This window comes from Pseudomonas sp. NPDC089752, from assembly GCF_044748725.1.
Lineage (GTDB): Bacteria > Pseudomonadota > Gammaproteobacteria > Pseudomonadales > Pseudomonadaceae > Aquipseudomonas.
This window is the reverse complement of the sequence record NZ_JBIVGP010000003.1, coordinates 272,482-290,223: the sequence shown is the minus strand read 5'-3', so window position 1 is coordinate 290,223 and position 17,742 is coordinate 272,482. Positions and strand designations below refer to the sequence as shown.

Below are 17,742 nucleotides of genomic sequence, written 5' to 3'. Positions count from 1 at the left end.
AAGTACCGGGCTGCCATAATGTGCGGGTGTTGCCCGAGGCACGCGATGAAATCTGCCTCGGCAAGCAAGACGGGTGGTTCTAGGGGGAGCCACCGTGCACGCGGAGGTTTGCCCATGTTCGATTCCAGCGCCTTGTTACGCCAGCGCTTTGCCGCGCTGCGCAGCACGGCCGAGTTGTTTTCCCTGCGCCATGTAAAACAGTCGCACCAGACGCTTTCGGTGCGGCGCAATGTGGCCGAGCCACCCTTCTTCAGCCAGGACGAAGGCGCAATGCTCACTGTTCGGGTCAATGGTGTGGAGGCCTACGCGGCCACTGCCGACTTGTCCCAGCAAGGCCTGCAACGCGCGTTGGAACAAGCCGAGGCACTCGCCAGGCAGATCGCCAGCCATAGCCTGCTCGACCTGCGCGACCAGCCTGTAACCAGCGCACGCCACGACCACATCTCGCCGAATTTCGAGCAACCTCTGCCCTCCCTTGCTGACTGCCTTGGCCTGCTCGCCGCTGAATCGGCCAGTGTGCCCAAGGACGAGCGTCTGGTGGACTGGCAGGCCAGCCTGAGCCAGACCCTGGTCGAGCAGACTTACCTGAATTCCGCTGGCGCCGAACTGCGCCACGCGCAGCGCTTCCTGTTCCCGGGGCTTGGCGTGATCGCCAGCGACGGGCAGGACAGCCAGAGCCGCAGCCTGGGCCGCGACAACTTCGGCCAGCAGGGCGGCTTCGAGATCATCGAGCGCTGCGGCCTGGTCGGTGCCGCCCACCGGGTCGCCGACGAAGCGCTGCAGTTGCTGCTGGCGCCGAACACGCCCAGCGGTCAGCGCGATCTGCTGCTGATGCCTGACCAGATGATGCTGCAGATTCACGAGTCCATCGGCCACCCGCTGGAGATGGACCGCATTCTCGGCGACGAGCGCAACTACGCTGGCACCAGCTTCGTCAAAGCCAGCGACTTCGGCCATCTGCAGTACGGCTCCAAGCTGCTCGACGTGACCTTCGATCCAACCATCGGCGAAGAACTGGCCAGCTACAGCCACGACGACGACGGCACTCCGGCCAGCAAGCAGTTCCTGATCCGCGACGGCCTGCTGCTGCGCCCGCTGGGCGGTGCCCTGTCGCAGTTCCGCTCGGGCCTGGACGGCGTGGCCAACAGCCGCGCCTGTGGCTGGAACCGCGCGCCGATCGACCGCATGGCCAACCTCAACATCGAGCCGGGTGATCGGACGCTCGAGCAACTGATTCAGGGGATCGAGCATGGCATCCTGATGCGTACCAACCGCTCCTGGTCCATCGATGACGCGCGCAACAAGTTCCAGTTCGGCTGCGAGTGGGGCCAGCTGATCGAAAACGGCGAGCTCAAAGGCATCGTCAAGAACCCCAACTACCGCGGCATCTCCGCGCAGTTCTGGCGCAACCTGTCGGCCGTCGGCGACCGCAGCACCTTCCAGGTCCTGGGTACGCCCAACTGCGGCAAGGGCGAACCCAACCAGGTGGTACGGGTCGGGCACGCCTCCCCGGCCTGCGTGTTCCGCCAGATCGACGTTTTCGGAGGTGACGCCTGATGAAACATGCTTTCGAAGCCCTGGTCGGCGTCGTGCGCGACGGCCTGCACCCTGGCGAACAATTTACCCTCGGCTACAGCGCCGAGCGCTCGCAGTTCGTGCGTTTCAACCACGCCAAGGTGCGCCAGGCCGGCGAGGTCAGCCAGGCCAGTGCACAGCTGCGGCTGATCCGTGATGGGCGCCAGGCTGAACAGCAGGTCACCTTGAGCGGTGATGCGCCGCTGGACAGCCAGCGCCTGCGCGAGGCCTTGGCCCAATTGCGTCAGACCCTGCCGTTGCTGGCTGTCGACCCTTACTTGCGCTTGGACGAAAATGCCTGGCACAGCCACAGCCTGCAGGAACAGGCGCTGCCTGAGCTGAGCGAAGTACTGGCGCTGCTCGGCTCCGAGGCCGGCGACCTGGACCTGGTCGGCATCTACGCCGCCGGCCCGATCTGCCGGGGGTTCGCCAGTTCGTACGGAGCGTTCGGCTGGCACCAGGCCAACAGCTTCAACTTCGACTGGAGCTTGTTCCACGGCAATGGCCAGGCCGTGAAGGCCAACTATGCCGGCCAGGTGTGGGATGCCGGGGACTTCACTGCCCGGCTGCGCCTGGCGCGGGAACAACTGGGCTTCCTCGGCCGGCCGGCGGTCACCCTGAAACCTGGCAGCTACCGCGCCTACCTGGCGCCTGCAGCCATGGACGAAATCGCCGGCATGCTGTGCTGGGGCGGGTTCTCCGCGCAGGCCCTGGCCACCGGCAACAGCGCGTTGCAGCGTTTATACAGCGGTGACGCGCAACTGAGCCCGCTGGTCAGCTTCGCCGAGCAGGTCAGCGGTTCGTTGAGCCCGGCGTTCTCTGATGAAGGCTCGCCGCGCCTGGACGTGCCGCTGATTCGCCAAGGCCAGGCTGTGGACAGATTGGTGAGCGCCCGCAGTGCCGTCGAATTCGAGTTGCTTGCCAACGGTGCCGACAGTTACGAGTCGCCGTGTGCGCTGAGCCTGGCAGCGGGCAACCTGGCCAGTGCCGATATCCTGCAGCGGCTCGGCACGGGGCTATATATCAGCAACCTGTGGTACCTGAATTACTCGGACTTGCCGGCAGCGCGCATGACCGGGCTGACGCGCTTTGCCACCTTCTGGGTGGAGAACGGTGAGATTCAGGGGCCGGTGAGTACCATGCGCTTCGATGACAGCCTGTACAGTTTGCTGGGCAGCCAGCTGGAAGACCTGACCCAGGAGCGGGAGATGATTTTGTCGACCAGCACCTATGGGCAACGCAGCACCGGGTCGAGTCATTTGCCGGGGGCGCTGGTCAAAGCGCTGACCCTGACATTGTGAGTGGCCTTGTCGGCCTCTTCGCGGGGCAAGCCCGCTCCCACAGGTTTTGCTGCAGACTCTGTGGGAGCGGGCTTGTCCCGCGAAGAGGCCGGCACTGACGGAAGAGGAAGCCATGCCCGAACGCACCCCGCTGGACCCCACCACCGCCCGCTGGATCCCCTGGGTGGTGGCCATCGCCTTCTTCATGCAGTCCCTGGACGGCACCATCCTCAACACCGCCCTGCCGGCCATGGCCCGCTCGCTGGATGAAGACCCGCTGCGCATGCAGGGCGTGATCATCGCCTACATGCTCACCGTGGCCCTGCTGATCCCGGCCTCGGGCTGGATCGCCGACCGCTTCGGCACCAAACGCATCTTCTTCAGCGCCATCCTGCTGTTCAGTTTCGGCTCGTTGCTGTGCGCCATGGCCAACAGCCTCGGTTTCCTGATCTTCGCCCGCATCGTGCAGGGCCTGGGCGGCGCGCTGATGCTGCCGGTCGGGCGGCTGGTGGTACTGCGCGCCTACCCGCGCAGCGAACTGGTGCGGATCATGAGCTTCATCACCATTCCCGGTCTGCTCGGCCCGCTGCTGGGCCCGACCCTGGGCGGCTGGCTGGTCGAGATCCTCACCTGGCACTGGATCTTCCTGCTCAACCTGCCGGTCGGCGCCATCGGCTGCTATGCGGTGTGGAAGTTCATCCCCGACCTGCGCGGCGCCGAACGCACCACCTTCGATGGCCCTGGCTTCATCCTGTTCGGCGCGGCGATGGTGCTGATCACCATCGCCATGGAAGGCCTGGGCGAGCTGCACCTGCCGCACCTGCGGGTGATGCTGTTGCTGTTCGCCGGCATGGCCTGCCTGGCCGCCTACTGGCTGCGCGCCGGGCGCGACCCGGAGCCACTGTTCTCACCCAGCCTGTTCCGCGTGCGCACCTTCGCCATCGGCATCCTCGGCAACCTGTTCGCGCGCCTGGGCAGTGGTGCTCTACCCTTCCTGGTACCATTGCTGCTGCAGGTGGCGCTGGGCTATTCGCCGGCGCAGGCCGGCATGAGCATGATCCCGCTGGCGGCGGCGGCGATGGTGGCAAAATCCATCGCCCGGCCGCTGATCGAGCGGCTCGGCTACCGCATCGTGCTGACCGGCAACACCTTGCTGCTGGGCCTGCTGTTGGCCAGCCTCGGTCTGGTGGATGAGCAAACCCCGTACGCCGTGCTGCTGGTGCAGCTGGCCCTGCTCGGCGCGGTGAACTCCATGCAGTTCACGGCAATGAACACAGTGACCCTGATCGACCTCGACGATGCCAGCGCCAGCAGCGGCAACAGCCTGCTGTCGGTGGTCGCACAGCTGTCGCTGAGCCTGGGCGTGGCCTGTGCTGGCGCACTGCTCGGTGGCTTTACCGCCGCTGGCAGCGCCGATGGCATAGAGACCACCCTGGGCGCCTTCCAGCTGACCTTCGTGACCATCGGCATCATGGCGATGCTGGCGGCGGCGATCTTCCTGCAACTGGCGCCGACGGACGGAAGGCGTGCCCGTCGTCCGGAACCGCACATGGAGTCGTAGGGCGAATGGCCATGAGGCTGGTAGACTGTGCGGCATTTTTCGCTTCGCAACGCAGGCCCGCCTCGTGACCACCGAAACCACCGCTTTTGCCACCTTGCCGCTGTCCGCCGCCATGCTGGCCAACCTGGACGCCCTCGGCTATGCCGCGATGACGCCGATCCAGGCCCAGAGCCTGCCCGTCATCCTCAGGGGCCAGGACCTGATCGCCCAGGCCAAGACCGGCAGCGGCAAGACCGCCGCCTTCGGCATCGGCCTGCTCAACCCGATCAACCCGCGCTACTTCGGCTGCCAGGCGCTGGTGCTGTGCCCGACCCGCGAGCTTGCCGACCAGGTCGCCAAGGAGCTGCGCCGCCTGGCCCGCGCCGAGGACAACATCAAGATCCTGACCCTGTGCGGCGGGGTATCGCTCGGCCCACAGATCGCTTCGCTGGAGCACGGCGCGCACATCATCGTCGGCACCCCAGGCCGCATCCAGCAGCACCTGGACAAAGGCACCCTGGTGCTCGACGGGCTCAACACCCTGGTGCTGGACGAAGCCGACCGCATGCTCGACATGGGCTTCTTCGACGCCATCGCCAGCATCATCGGCAAGACCCCGGCGCGCCGCCAGACCCTGCTGTTCTCGGCCACCTACCCGGCCGGTATCGAGCAGCTGGCCGCCGACTTCATGCGCAAGCCGCAGCAGGTCAAGGTCGAGAGCCTGCACACCGACAACCAGATCGAGCAGCGCTTCATCGAGATCGACGCGCAGCATCGCCTGGAAGCCGTCACCCGCGTGCTCGGCCACTATCGCCCGCAGTCGTGCGTGGCGTTCTGCTTCACCAAGCAACAGTGCGAAGACGTGGTCGCCCACCTGACCGCCAAGGGTATCGTCGCCCAGGCCCTGCACGGCGACCTGGAGCAGCGCGACCGCGATCAGGTGCTGACCATGTTCGCCAACCGCAGCAGCTCGGTGCTGGTGGCCACCGACGTGGCCGCCCGTGGCCTGGACATCGATGGCCTGGACATGGTCATCAACGTCGAGCTGGCCCGTGATGCCGAAATCCATGTGCACCGCGTCGGCCGTACCGGTCGTGCTGGCGAGAAAGGCATCGCCGTCAGCCTGGTGGCCCCGGCCGAAGGCCACCGCGCCCAGGCCATCGAGGCGCTGCAGAAGAGCCCGCTGCGCTGGGACCAGCTGGACAGCCTGAAGAACAAGGGCGGCGAGCCGCTGCTGCCGGTCATGAGCACCCTGTGCATCGCCGCTGGCCGCAAGGACAAGCTGCGCCCCGGTGACATCCTCGGTGCGCTGACCGGTGATGCCGGCATCCCGGGCAAGCAGGTGGGCAAGATCGCCATCTTCGACTTCCAGGCGTTCGTTGCCGTGGAGCGGGCATTGGCCAAACAGGCCATGCAGCGCTTGAACAGCGGCAAGATCAAGGGCCGCGCCCTGAAAGTCCGTATTCTCTGATGTATTTTTTGGGGCTGCTTTGCAGCCCATTCGCGGGGCAAGCCCGCTCCCACAAGATATCTGCAGTATTCGAGACGGGTGCAATTCCTGTGGGAGCGGGCTTGCCCCGCGAATGGGCCGCACAGCGGCCCCAGCTATAAAGAGGTAAAACCGTGCACACCACCGACGTAATCATCCTCGGCGCCGGCGCCGCCGGCCTGATGTGCGCCCAGCTCAGCGCCCGCCGTGGCCGCCGGGTGCTGCTGCTCGACCACGCCAACAAGCCAGGCAAGAAGATCCTCATGTCCGGCGGCGGGCGCTGCAACTTCACCAACATGTACACCGAGCCGGCCAACTTCCTCTCGCACAACGCGCACTTCTGCAAATCGGCGCTCGCCCGCTACACCCAGTGGGACTTCATCGAGCTGGTGGCCAAGCATGGCGTGGCGTACCACGAGAAGAAGCTCGGCCAGCTGTTCTGCGACAACAAGGCCAGCGACATCCTCGACATGCTGCTGGCCGAGTGCGACGACGCCGGTGCCGAACTGCGCATGCAGACCAGCATCGAGCACATCGAAAAGACCGAAAGCGGCTACCTGCTGCAAACCAGCGCCGGGCAGTTCGCCTGCCAGTCGCTGGTGATCGCCACCGGCGGCCTGTCGATCCCGACCCTGGGCGCGACCGGCTTCGGTTACCAGGTGGCGCGCCAGTTTGGCCACACCCTGCTGCCGACCCGCGCCGGACTGGTGCCGTTCACCATCACCGAGCCCCAACTCAAGGCATTGTGCACCGAACTGTCGGGCACCTCGCTGGACTGCACCGCCAGCTGCAACGGCACGAGCTTCCGCGAAAACCTGCTGTTCACCCACCGTGGTCTGAGTGGGCCGGCGATTCTGCAGATCTCGTCGTTCTGGGAGGCCGGCGACACCGTCGAAATTAACCTGCTGCCTGACCGCGACGCACTGACCTGGCTGCAGGCGCAACAGAGCGAGCGCGCCAACGCCGAGCTCAAGACCGTGCTGGGCGAGGTGTTCACCCGCAAGCTGGCCAACCTGCTGGCCGAGCAGTGGTTCGAATCGAGGCCGATGAAGCAGTACACCCCGGCAGAATTGGCACAGATCGCCGATAAACTGGCGGCCTGGCAGCTGGTGCCGGCTGGCACCGAAGGCTACCGTACCGCCGAAGTGACCCTGGGCGGCGTCGATACCCGCGAGGTGTCGTCGAAGACCATGGAATCGCTGAAAAGCCCCGGGCTGTACTTCATCGGCGAGGTGCTGGACGTGACCGGCCACCTGGGCGGTTTCAACTTCCAGTGGGCCTGGGCATCCGCTAACGCTGCTGCACAGTTCGTGTAGAGTAGAATCCATTCAGCAGCACGGAACGCTTCTTGCTGGTCCGTGCCGCAATGCATTCATTCGATCACTGCCAGCAGGCCATCATGTCATCGAGTTCGTTCCGTCAGTCACTGCGTCGCCTGTGGGGCCAAGACAAATTCAGCTACAGCATCCGGGTCACCATCGCCCTCACCGGCAGCCTGGCCCTGTGCTGGTATCAGAACGAGATGGCGCTGCTGATCCCGCTGTTCCTGGGCATCATCGCCAGCGCCCTGGCCGAGACCGACGACAGCTGGCAGGGGCGTCTCAGCGCCCTCGCCGTGACCCTGGTCTGCTTCGCCATCGCCGCCCTGGCCGTCGAACTGCTGTTCCCCTACCCCTGGATTTTCGCCATCGCGCTGGCCCTGGCGGCCTTCGGCCTGACCATGCTCGGCGCCTTGGGCGAGCGCTATGGGGCCATCGCCTCGGCAACGCTGATCACCGCGGTGTACACGATGATCGGCGTCGACCAGCGCGGCGGCCAGGTCACCGACTTCTGGCACGAACCGCTGCTGCTGGTGGCAGGTGCGGCCTGGTATGGCCTGCTCTCGGTGCTGTGGCAGGCGCTGTTCTCCAACCAGCCGGTGCAGCAGAGCCTGGCCAAGCTGTTCTTCGAACTGGGGCGCTACCTCAAGCTCAAGGCCAACCTGTTCGAACCGATCCGCAACCATGACCTGGAGGCGCGCCGCCTGGAGCTGGCGCAGCAGAATGGCAAGGTGGTCGCGGCGCTCAACGCGGCCAAGGAAATCATCCTGCACCGGGTCGGCAACAGCCAGCCCAATTCCAAGGTCAGCCGCTACCTCAAGCTGTACTTCCTGGCCCAGGACATTCACGAGCGCGTCAGCGCCTCGCACTACCCGTACAACGCCTTGGCCGACGCGTTCTTCCACAGCGACGTGATGTTCCGCTGCCAGCGCCTGCTGCGCCACCAGGGCTCGGCCTGCCAGGACCTGGCGCGCTCGATTCGCCTGCGCCAGCCGTTCGTGCTGGACAGCCGTTTCGCCGACACCCTGGAAGACCTCAACGCTTCGCTGGAGCACCTGCGCACCCAGAACAACCCGGCCTGGCGCGGGCTGCTGCGCTCGTTGCGCGCCCTGGCCGCCAACCTGGCCACACTAGACCGCCTGCTGGGCGCCGCCAGCAACCCCGACAGCCTGGCCGATGCCAGCGACAGCAGCCTGCTCGACCGCTCGCCACGCAACCTCAAGGACGTCTGGAAGCGCCTGCGCACCCAGCTGACGCCCACCTCCCTGCTATTCCGCCACGCCCTGCGCCTACCGCTGGCGCTGTCGATCGGCTACGGCATGGTGCACCTGATTCACCCGACCCAAGGCTACTGGATCATCCTCACCACGTTGTTCGTCTGCCAGCCCAACTACGGCGCCACCCGCCGCAAACTGGTGCAGCGGGTATTCGGCACGGCGATCGGCCTGACCGTCGGCTGGGCGCTGTTCGACCTGTTCCCCAACCCGGTGGTGCAGTCGCTGTTCGCCGTGGTCGCCGGGGTGGTGTTCTTCGTCAACCGTACGACCCGCTATACCCTGGCCACGGCGGCGATCACCCTGATGGTGCTGTTCTGCTTCAACCAGATCGGCGACGGTTATGGGCTGTTCCTGCCGCGCCTGTTCGATACCCTGGTCGGCAGCCTGATCGCCATTCTCGCGGTGTTCCTGTTCCTCCCCGACTGGCAGGGCCGGCGCCTGAACAAGGCGCTGGCCAACACCCTGGCCTGCGCCAGCGTGTACCTGCGCCAGATCATGCAGCAGTATGCCCATGGCAAGCGCGACGACCTCGCCTACCGCCTGGCCCGGCGCAACGCCCACAACGCCGACGCGGCGCTGTCCACCACGCTGGCCAACATGCTCATGGAACCGGGGCATTTCCGTAAGGAGGCCGATGTGGGCTTCCGCTTCCTGGTGCTGTCGCACACCTTGCTCAGCTACCTTTCAGGGCTTGGCGCGCACCGCGATACGGCGTTGCCGGCCGAGGTTCAGGAGCAGTTGATCGACGGCGCGGGTCAGAGCCTGGCCAACAGCCTGGATGAAATCGCCAACGGTCTGGCGGCGCGCTTGCCGGTGGCGATTCACAGTGACAGCGAAGAGCAGCTGGCCAATGCCCTGGAGCAGATGCCCGAAGAGCTGGATGAGCACCAGCGCCTGGTACAGACCCAGCTGGCATTGATCTGCCGGCAATTGGGACCGTTAAGAACATTGGCTGCGCATTTGATAAAGGAAGGTGCACCGGCCTGATTGTGTTATTGCCTGTGCCGGCCTCTTCGCGGGGCAAGCCCGCTCCCACATGGATCGGCTTATGCAGGACCAATGTGGGAGCGGGCTTGCCCCGCAAAGAGGCCAGTGCAGGCAATAGTGATCAGAAGCCATGCTGGCGCAGAAGCCTTTCATAGCTGCCATCGGCCTTCATGGCAGCAATCGCCTGCTCGAAGCGTTCGACGATCTGCTGATGCTCGGGGTGCTTGAGGCTCACCAGGATGTGCAGGGTGTTCTCGCCCAACGGCGGCTCGACCAATGCCACCGCGTCGCGCACCTGTTCGGGCTCACGCTGCAAGTTGTAACGCGCCACGAACTCGTCCTCCACCGCCAGGTTCACCCGCCCTGCCGCGACCATGCGCACGGCGGAAGAAAAGTTGCGCACCGGCACCTTGAGCAAGCGGGTGTCGCCATCGAACTCAGGCGAATACGCATAATCGCGCACTACGGCGATGCGGTAGGGATAGAGATCGGCCTGGCGTCGAAAACGCAAGCTGTCGCCCTTGCGCTTGAGCAAGCGGATGCGGTTGGTCAGGTAGGCTTTGGAAAAGTGGCCAATACGCGCGCGCGAATCGTTGTACCAGGCGTTGATCAGCACGTCGTAACGGCCTTCGCTGACGCCCAGCAGCGCCCGCGCCCACGGCGCCTCCTCGTACACGCTGGGGTACCCGGCGCGGGCCAGCGCGGTGGTGACGATGCTGGTGGCAAGGCCCCCGCCCGGCATCCTGGTATCGGTGAACGGGGGCCAGGTGTCGGCCACCAGGCGCAGCTTGTCCTGGCCCAGCGCGGGCGCTGTCAGCATCACGCCCAACAATCCCAAAACCAAAAGCAGTGGCCGCATGCTCAAGTCCTTTTGCAATGGGGGACACGCGCAATCCAGCCTACACAAAGCCGCTGCTCAGGGCAGCGGCCAATAGTGTCATTTAGCCTCTATTTTGGCCGAACCTTGGAGCCTCACGGGTAACCAAGCACTTCCCTGATCTGGCGCAGGTGCTGGATGATCCACTGCTTGTCGATCGCCCCCCAGTCATGAATGCGGTAGTGCCCGGCATGGTTGCGCGCGCCTTCCTGCTGCTCGAACTCACAGACGATGTCCAGGTCGGCCAGTGCCGCGATGGTGTCCTGAGCAGTGCGCCGGGGCATGCCGGTGGCTTCCATCAATGCCGGCACGCTGGTCGCGGTCTGGCTGTCGATAAGCCAGGCCACGTACAAGCGGCGGTAAAAGCTGCTCTTGGTCTTGCTCACATCCATGCTGCGTGATCCTTACAGGTTACCCGGCAGCTCCCGATAGGTCAGGTAGACGCGCAGGTCGAATTCCAGTTGATGGTAATCCGGCTCCATGTGCTGACAGAGCTGGTAGAACGCCTTGCTGTGGTCGCGCTCGCGCAGGTGCGCCAGTTCGTGCACCACGATCATGCGCAGGAAGGCGGGCGCCGCCTCCTTGAACAGCGAGGCGATGCGGATTTCCTTCTTGGCCTTGAGCTTGCCGCCCTGCACCCGCGACACCGCAGTGTTGAGCCCGAGGGCGCGGTGGGTCAGGTCCAGTCGATTGTCGAACAGCACCTTGTCCAGGCTGGGGGCGGTGCGCAGGTACTGCTGGCGCAAGTCCTGGGCGTAGCCGTACAACGCCTTGTCGCTCTGCACGTCATGGCGGCCGGGGTAGCGGCGCTGCAGGTAATCGCCAAGGCGGTCACTGGCGATCATCTGCCGCACCTGCTCCTGCAGGTGCGGGGGGTAGGCTTGCAAGTAGCGTAATACGGTCATGGCACGGCTCGGCGTAACGAATGACGATTCTAGCCAATCACGGCCGCGGCCAGGAAAAAATCGCCGGGAAACCGCTGGCATCGGCGGCGGTCATCGGGTAGGCGACCAGGAAGCCTTGCACGTATTCGCAACCGTTTGCCTTCAACCACGCAGCTTGGGCCTGGGTTTCCACACCCTCGGCGATGACCGTGATGCGGTAGTCCGCGCACAGGCCGATGACGCTGCGCACCAAGGCCGCGTCCGCCGCCGAATCAGGCAGGCGCGCCACCAGGTGGCGGTCGAGCTTCAAGGTATCGATCGGCAGGTCGCGCAACATGCGCAGCGAACAGTCGCCGGCGCCAAAATCGTCGAGCGCCACGCGCACGCCCAGCTCGCGCAGGCGGTGAATCTGTTTGATGGCCGCATCGATGTTGTACATCAGCGAGGTCTCGGCCACTTCAACTTCAAGCTGCGTGGGGTCGAGCTGGTAGTCGTGAATCACCCGCTGCAGTTCGTCGACCAGACCGGGCAGGGTGAATTGCGCGCGGCTCAGGCTGATCCCCAACACCAGGTCCGGGGCGAAACGCTCGCGCCAGGCCTGGCGCTGCGCGGCGCCGTGCCGGTAGATCCAGCTGGCCAGGCGGTTGATGAGCCGGGCTTCTTCCAGCAAGGGGATGAACAACCCCGGCGGCACATCGCCGACGCTGGGGTGCTGCCAGCGCAGCAGCGCCTCGAAGCCTCGCAAACGGCCATCGGCAAACGCCACCTGTGGCTGATACACCATGTTGAAATCCTGAGACTCGACCGCATTGCGCACGCTGTCTTCGAGCATCAGCCGCGAACGCGCTCGGCCATTGAGCTCTTGATCGTAGAAGCGATACTGATGGCGACCGGCCTGTTTGGCCGCGTACATCGCCGTATCCGCCGCGCGCAACAGGCCTTCGACATTGGCACCGCAGTCAGGATAGGTGGCGATGCCGATGCTGACGCCCAGGCACACATCCAGGCCCTCAACCTGCTGCTGGATGGCCACCCGCTCGAGTACCTGCTCGGCAAAACGCCCGGCCTGCTCCGGGTACGGCAGATTGTCGAACAGCGCGGTGAACTCGTCACCACCCATGCGCGCCAGCAGCGCCTCACCGCCCAGGCAGTCCTTGAGCTGTTCGCCCACCCAGCGCAGCACCCGGTCTCCGGCCTCATGGCCCAACGAATCGTTGATCCGCTTGAAACCGTCCAGGTCCATGTACATCAAAGCCTGGGCCTTGTCCGAACGTTCGTTGCGCAGCAGCACGCCTTCAGCGGCCTGGTAGAAGCCGCGGCGGTTGAGCAGCCCGGTGAGCGGGTCGGTCACCGCCTGGTACTCGAGTTGCTGGTGCAGGTTGCGCACCACCGACATGTCCAGCACCGTTACCACCATTGCCTGCTGATCGGCCGGCAGCGGTGCACAGGACAGCGCCACCGGGACCAGGTGGCCGCTGACCGTACGCAGGTGGGCATCGTGTACGCGAAAGATCTGCCGCGCCTGGTACGCCTGGTGAAAGTCGGACTCGCTCCACAGCGTGGCATTGGCCAATTGCACCAGGTCCAGCAAATGGGCGCCCTGCAACTGCTCCACCGACGCGTCAAGCAGGCGCGAGATCGCCGGGTTGGCAAAGCTGATGGTGCCAAAGGCATCGACCACCAGAATGCCTTCGGCGGCGTTCTCCAGAATCGAGGCATTGAACGCCCTGGCCGCCTCCAGTTCGCGGGTCAGCCGTTGCAGCATGCGCCGGTTGCGCTGCTGGTCCAGTTGCGCCTGCACCTTGGGTTTGAGGATCTGCGGGTCGAAGGGTTTGAACAGGTAGTCTACCGCGCCACTGGCATAGCCCTTGAGCACGGCGGCATCGGACTGCTCGTTGGCGGTCAGGAAGATGATCGGCGTCAGCCGGGTGCGCTGGCTGCCACGCATCAGCCGGGCGACCTCGAAGCCGTCCATTTCCGGCATCTGCACGTCCAGCAGCACCAGGTCGACCTCGTGCTCCAGCAGGGTACTGAGCGCTTCCATCCCTGAGCTTGCAGTCAATACCTGCCAATCGGTGCGCGCCAACAGAGCACGCATGCTGATGAGATTCTCGGGGTAATCGTCCACCACCAGGAGTACCGAGCTGCCATCCGGTGGTTGAGGGTAAGCGCCATCCATGCTGCTTTCTCTTGTATGACCGACTTCGATGCAATTGGATCCGATTAACACTCTAGCCACGAGGGAGTAACACGCAATGCAATCAGAACGCTATCAGTTACAAATCCAAGGTTAGTCGACTAACGGTCGCTTGCGTTCCCTGCGCGCATAAAAAAACCCGCATCGCTGCGGGCTTTCATACCTTTTGGATTAATTGACCTTGGCGGCCAACTCACCTTTCAGGTAACGCTGGAACATGCCTTCCAGGGAGATCGGTTTGATCTTCGAAGCGTTACCGGCAGTACCGAAGGCTTCGTAACGGGCGATGCACACGTCACGCATGGCTTTTACGGTTTCACCGAAGAACTTGCGCGGGTCGAACTCGCTTGGGTTCTGTGCCATCAGGCGGCGCATGGCACCGGTGGAGGCCAGGCGCAGGTCGGTGTCGATGTTGACCTTGCGCACGCCGTGCTTGATGCCTTCGACGATTTCTTCGACCGGTACGCCGTAGGTCTCTTTGATGTCGCCGCCGTACTGGTTGATGATCGCCAGCCACTCTTGCGGGACCGAGGACGAACCGTGCATCACCAGGTGGGTGTTGGGGATGCGCTTGTGGATTTCCTTGATGCGGTCGATCGCCAGCACGTCGCCGGTTGGCGGCTTGGTGAACTTGTAGGCGCCGTGGCTGGTGCCGATGGCGATGGCCAGGGCGTCGACCTGGGTCTTCTTGACGAAGTCGGCGGCCTCTTCCGGGTCGGTCAGCATCTGGCTGTGGTCCAGCACACCTTCGGCGCCAATGCCGTCTTCTTCACCGGCCATGCCGGTTTCCAGCGAACCCAGGCAGCCCAGCTCGCCTTCGACCGAAACACCGCAGGCATGCGCCATGGCAACGGTCTGCTGGGTAACGCGGACGTTGTACTCGTAGTCGGTCGGAGTCTTGCCGTCTTCACCCAGCGAGCCGTCCATCATCACCGAGCTGAAGCCCAGTTGGATCGAGCGCTGGCAGACGTCAGGGCTGGTGCCGTGGTCCTGGTGCATGCACACCGGGATGTGCGGGAATTCTTCGATGGCAGCCAGGATCAGGTGGCGCAGGAATGGGGCGCCGGCGTATTTGCGGGCACCGGCCGAAGCCTGGACGATCACGGGGGAATCGGTCTTGTCGGCCGCTTCCATGATGGCGCGCATCTGCTCGAGGTTGTTGACGTTGAAAGCTGGAACGCCGTAACCGAACTCGGCGGCGTGGTCCAGCATCTGGCGCATGCTAATGAGTGCCATTGTGTATCTCTCTCCCGACAAGCGTCGTTTGTTTCGTGCAAGCCTGCCGCAGGGGCGGTTGCTGTTCAAGTAGTGTGGGCCACCAGCGCGGCCCGGCCAGTCACGGTGCCTTGCAGCCCCGCCCAATCAGATCGTCTGTTGCCACCCAGTACACCAGGCCTTCGTCGCCCTTGGTGTGGAAGGCCAGCACGCCATCGCTGTACATCGCGCCTGAAGCGCTCGGCTCGGACTTGAGCCGGTAGACCTGGTCGCCGCCGCCGAGGCGGACATCGACCGAATCCTGTTGCGCGTCAGCGAAACGCCAAAGCACTTCGGTCTGGCTGTCGCAGACCCAGCGAGTCCAGTTGTCTGCCGGGGCGGGTTGCGCCGGCTGCAGCAGCGAGCATCCTGCCAGTGTCGCCAGGGCCATGGAGGCCATCAGCGCTTTCATTACATATCCTCTAGATGACCACGCAACGCTCGCTTGGTTGCCGGCGCCGACCAAATGCATCGGTTCACGGGCAACCCGGCGCTTTGCGCTGGTGGTCTTCGTCATACTTTTCCAGGCCTTCCGGACCCACGCGCTTGCTGATGACCGGTACGGTCTCGGCTTGCCACTCGGACTGGTAGCAACCGCCCTTGGGCGGTTGTGCCGGATCATTGTCCGAGGACGGGCTGCCGGAGCAAGCGCTCAGCAGGCCGGCCAGGATCATCACAGGCAATTGCTTGACCATCAGGTCGCTCCCTTTGCCAGGCGCCGCCATTGTCAGGCTTTAGCCCGCTCTTCCAGGATCGCCACAGCCGGCAGCACCTTGCCTTCGACGAACTCGAGGAAGGCACCGCCACCGGTAGAAATGTAGGAGATATCCTTGCTGACGCCATATTTGTCAATGGCTGCCAGGGTGTCGCCGCCGCCGGCGATGGAGAATGCGGCGCTGTCGGCGATGGCCTTGGCCAGCACTTTGGTGCCGTTGCCGAACTGGTCGAACTCGAACACACCGACCGGGCCGTTCCACAGGATGGTTTTCGACGATTTCAGCAGTTCGGCGAAGTTGGCTGCGGTCTGTGGGCCGATGTCCAGGATCATGTCGTCAGCGGCAACGTCGGCGATGGCCTTGACGGTGGCTTCGGCGTCCTCGGCGAAGGCCTTGGCAACCACCACGTCGACCGGCAGCGGCACGTTGACCTTGGCGGCGATGGCCTTGGCGGTGTCGATCAGGTCAGGCTCGTACAGCGACTTGCCCACCGGGTGGCCGGCAGCAGCCAGGAAGGTGTTGGCGATGCCGCCGCCGACGATCAGCAGGTCGCAGACCGCGCTCAGGCTGTTCAGCACGTCCAGCTTGGTGGACACCTTGGAACCGGCAACGATGGCGGCCATCGGCTTGGCCGGCGCTTTCAGGGCCTTGCCCAGGGCGTCCAGTTCAGCGGCCAGCAGTGGGCCTGCGGCAGCGACCTTGGCGAACTTGGCAACACCATGGGTGGAGCCTTCGGCGCGGTGAGCGGTGCCGAAAGCGTCCATGACGAACACGTCGCACAGGCCGGCGTACTTCTGCGCCAGCTCGTCGGTGTTCTTCTTTTCGCCCTTGTTGAAGCGCACGTTTTCGAACAGCACCAGGTCACCGGCATTGACCTCGACACCCTCGAGGTAGTCGGCGATCAGCGGCACATCGCGGCCCAGGGCCTTGCTCAGGTAATCGGCAACCGGCTTGAGGCTGTTCTCGGCCGAGAACTCGCCTTCGCTCGGGCGGCCCAGGTGCGAGGAGACCATTACCGCCGCGCCCTTCTCCAGGGCCAGCTTGATGGTCGGCAGCGCTGCCAGGATACGCGCGTCGCTGGCGACCACACCGTCCTTCACAGGCACGTTGAGGTCTTCGCGGATCAGTACGCGCTTACCTTGCAGGTCGAGGTCGGTCATCTTCAACACGGTCATGAATGCAGTCCTTCAGGGCTGTTTGGTGCGGGTTGGTTGGACGACGTGCAGATAGTGTTCGGCAACGTCGAGCATACGGTTGGCAAAACCCCATTCGTTGTCGAACCAGGCCAGCAGGTTCACCAGGCGGGGGCCTGAGACGCGGGTCTGGCTGGCATCGACGATCGCCGAATGCGGGTCATGGTTGAAATCACAGCTGGCGTGGGGCAGCTCGGTGTAGGCCAGCAGGCCTTTCAGCGGGCCTTCCAGCGCTGCCTCGCGCAACACCCGGTTGACTTCGGCCGCGCTGGTGTCGCGGGCGGTCTGCAGAGTGATGTCCAGGCACGAGACGTTCACCGTCGGCACGCGTACCGCTTTGGCCTGGATTCGCCCGGCAAGTTCCGGCAGCAGACGCTCGATGCCGCGCGCCAGCCCCGTGGACACCGGGATCACCGACTGGAAGGCCGAGCGCGTGCGGCGCAGGTCTTCGTGGTGATAGGCGTCGATCACCGGCTGGTCGTTCATCGCCGAGTGGATGGTGGTGATCTGCACGTACTCGATGCCGAACGCCTGGTCCAGCACACGTAGCAGCGGCACGCCGCAGTTGGTGGTGCAAGACGCATTGGACACCAGCTGTTCGGTGCCGGTCAGGCAATCCTGGTTGATGCCGTAGACCACTGTGGCATCGACATCGGCCTCGCTGGCCATGGGCTGCGAAAACAGCACGCGCGGGGCGCCGGCATCGAGGAAACGCTGGCCATCGGCGCGGGTGTTGTAAGCACCGGAGCACTCCAGCACCAGGTCGATGTCCAGGGCAGCCCAATCGACACCTTCGGGGGTGGCACTGCGCAAGACTTTCACGCAGTCGCCGTTGATATGCAGACAATCGCCGTCGACCCGCACTTCGCCGGGGAAGCGGCCGTGGGTGGAGTCGAAGCGTGTCAGGTATTCCACGCTGGCCTGGTCGGCCAGGTCGTTCAGCGCGACGATCTCGAAGCCGGCCTTCGCCCCACGCTCGAACAGTGCGCGCAGGACACAGCGGCCGATGCGGCCGTAACCGTTGAGTGCAACTTTGTAGGGACGCGGGTGGGGCATGCGGGACTCACGGAACAGATCGTTTTGTAGTCAGCCTGCGGTATCTGCGGTGCCGCTATTCGCGGGCAAGCCCGCTCCCACAGGGTTTGCATGTATCC

The 17,742-nt window shown here is 64.6% G+C and carries 15 protein-coding genes; 6 read left to right on the top strand and 9 right to left on the bottom strand.

Annotated elements, in window-relative coordinates:
- Positions 1-114 precede the first annotated feature (114 nt).
- The 6 genes from ACIPZF_RS06585 (at position 115) to yccS (ending at position 9,467) form a co-directional block, all read left to right on the top strand.
- Positions 115-1,557: a TldD/PmbA family protein gene (locus ACIPZF_RS06585; protein ID WP_400796707.1), complete on the top strand. Its 1,443-nt coding sequence runs from the start codon at positions 115-117 to the stop codon at positions 1,555-1,557.
- On the top strand, positions 1,557-2,876 hold the full coding sequence (locus ACIPZF_RS06580) for a TldD/PmbA family protein (RefSeq protein WP_400796704.1): 1,320 nt from the start codon (positions 1,557-1,559) through the stop codon (positions 2,874-2,876). Before ACIPZF_RS06585 ends, ACIPZF_RS06580 begins: the two co-directional genes overlap by 1 nt.
- A gap of 112 nt (positions 2,877-2,988) precedes the next feature.
- Positions 2,989-4,416, top strand: coding sequence for a multidrug transporter subunit MdtD (gene mdtD, locus ACIPZF_RS06575; RefSeq protein ID WP_400796701.1), 1,428 nt, complete (start codon positions 2,989-2,991; stop codon positions 4,414-4,416).
- Positions 4,417-4,528: 112 nt separating this feature from the next.
- Entirely contained in the window at positions 4,529-5,866 is a 1,338-nt protein-coding gene (dbpA, locus tag ACIPZF_RS06570; RefSeq protein WP_400797133.1) for an ATP-dependent RNA helicase DbpA, read from the top strand.
- Positions 5,867-6,018: 152 nt separating this feature from the next.
- Positions 6,019-7,200: an NAD(P)/FAD-dependent oxidoreductase gene (locus tag ACIPZF_RS06565; protein ID WP_400796698.1), complete on the top strand. Its 1,182-nt coding sequence runs from the start codon at positions 6,019-6,021 to the stop codon at positions 7,198-7,200.
- An 83-nt stretch (positions 7,201-7,283) separates the two neighbouring features.
- Entirely contained in the window at positions 7,284-9,467 is a 2,184-nt protein-coding gene (gene yccS / locus ACIPZF_RS06560; RefSeq protein ID WP_400797130.1) for a YccS family putative transporter, read from the top strand.
- Positions 9,468-9,588: 121 nt separating this feature from the next.
- On the opposite strand, the gene ACIPZF_RS06555 is transcribed toward yccS, so the two are convergent.
- The 9 genes from ACIPZF_RS06555 to epd form a co-directional block, all read right to left on the bottom strand.
- Positions 9,589-10,326, bottom strand: a complete 738-nt coding sequence (locus ACIPZF_RS06555; RefSeq protein ID WP_400796695.1) for a substrate-binding periplasmic protein — start codon at positions 10,324-10,326, stop codon at positions 9,589-9,591.
- A 113-nt stretch (positions 10,327-10,439) separates the two neighbouring features.
- Positions 10,440-10,736 carry a helix-turn-helix domain-containing protein gene (locus ACIPZF_RS06550; protein WP_023378388.1) on the bottom strand — a complete coding sequence of 99 codons (297 nt, stop codon included), beginning with the start codon at positions 10,734-10,736 and terminating at the stop codon, positions 10,440-10,442.
- 12 nt (positions 10,737-10,748) lie between these two features.
- A complete protein-coding gene (locus tag ACIPZF_RS06545) occupies positions 10,749-11,249 on the bottom strand; it encodes a M48 family metallopeptidase (protein WP_400796692.1) in 501 nt (166 codons plus the stop codon).
- A gap of 37 nt (positions 11,250-11,286) precedes the next feature.
- Positions 11,287-13,407: a putative bifunctional diguanylate cyclase/phosphodiesterase gene (locus ACIPZF_RS06540; protein WP_400796689.1), complete on the bottom strand. Its 2,121-nt coding sequence runs from the start codon at positions 13,405-13,407 to the stop codon at positions 11,287-11,289.
- Positions 13,408-13,596: 189 nt separating this feature from the next.
- On the bottom strand, positions 13,597-14,661 hold the full coding sequence (fba, locus tag ACIPZF_RS06535; protein WP_008093958.1) for a class II fructose-bisphosphate aldolase: 1,065 nt from the start codon (positions 14,659-14,661) through the stop codon (positions 13,597-13,599).
- 100 nt (positions 14,662-14,761) lie between these two features.
- On the bottom strand, positions 14,762-15,091 hold the full coding sequence (locus tag ACIPZF_RS06530; RefSeq protein WP_400796686.1) for an MliC family protein: 330 nt from the start codon (positions 15,089-15,091) through the stop codon (positions 14,762-14,764).
- A 64-nt stretch (positions 15,092-15,155) separates the two neighbouring features.
- Complete coding sequence (locus ACIPZF_RS06525) at positions 15,156-15,374, bottom strand: hypothetical protein (protein ID WP_400796683.1); 219 nt, start codon at positions 15,372-15,374, stop codon at positions 15,156-15,158.
- A gap of 32 nt (positions 15,375-15,406) precedes the next feature.
- Positions 15,407-16,570, bottom strand: coding sequence for a phosphoglycerate kinase (locus ACIPZF_RS06520; RefSeq protein WP_400796681.1), 1,164 nt, complete (start codon positions 16,568-16,570; stop codon positions 15,407-15,409).
- A gap of 12 nt (positions 16,571-16,582) precedes the next feature.
- The gene (gene epd, locus ACIPZF_RS06515) at positions 16,583-17,644 is read right to left on the bottom strand and encodes an erythrose-4-phosphate dehydrogenase (RefSeq protein ID WP_400796679.1); all 1,062 of its coding nucleotides are present in this window, start codon (positions 17,642-17,644) and stop codon (positions 16,583-16,585) included.
- Positions 17,645-17,742 lie beyond the last annotated feature (98 nt).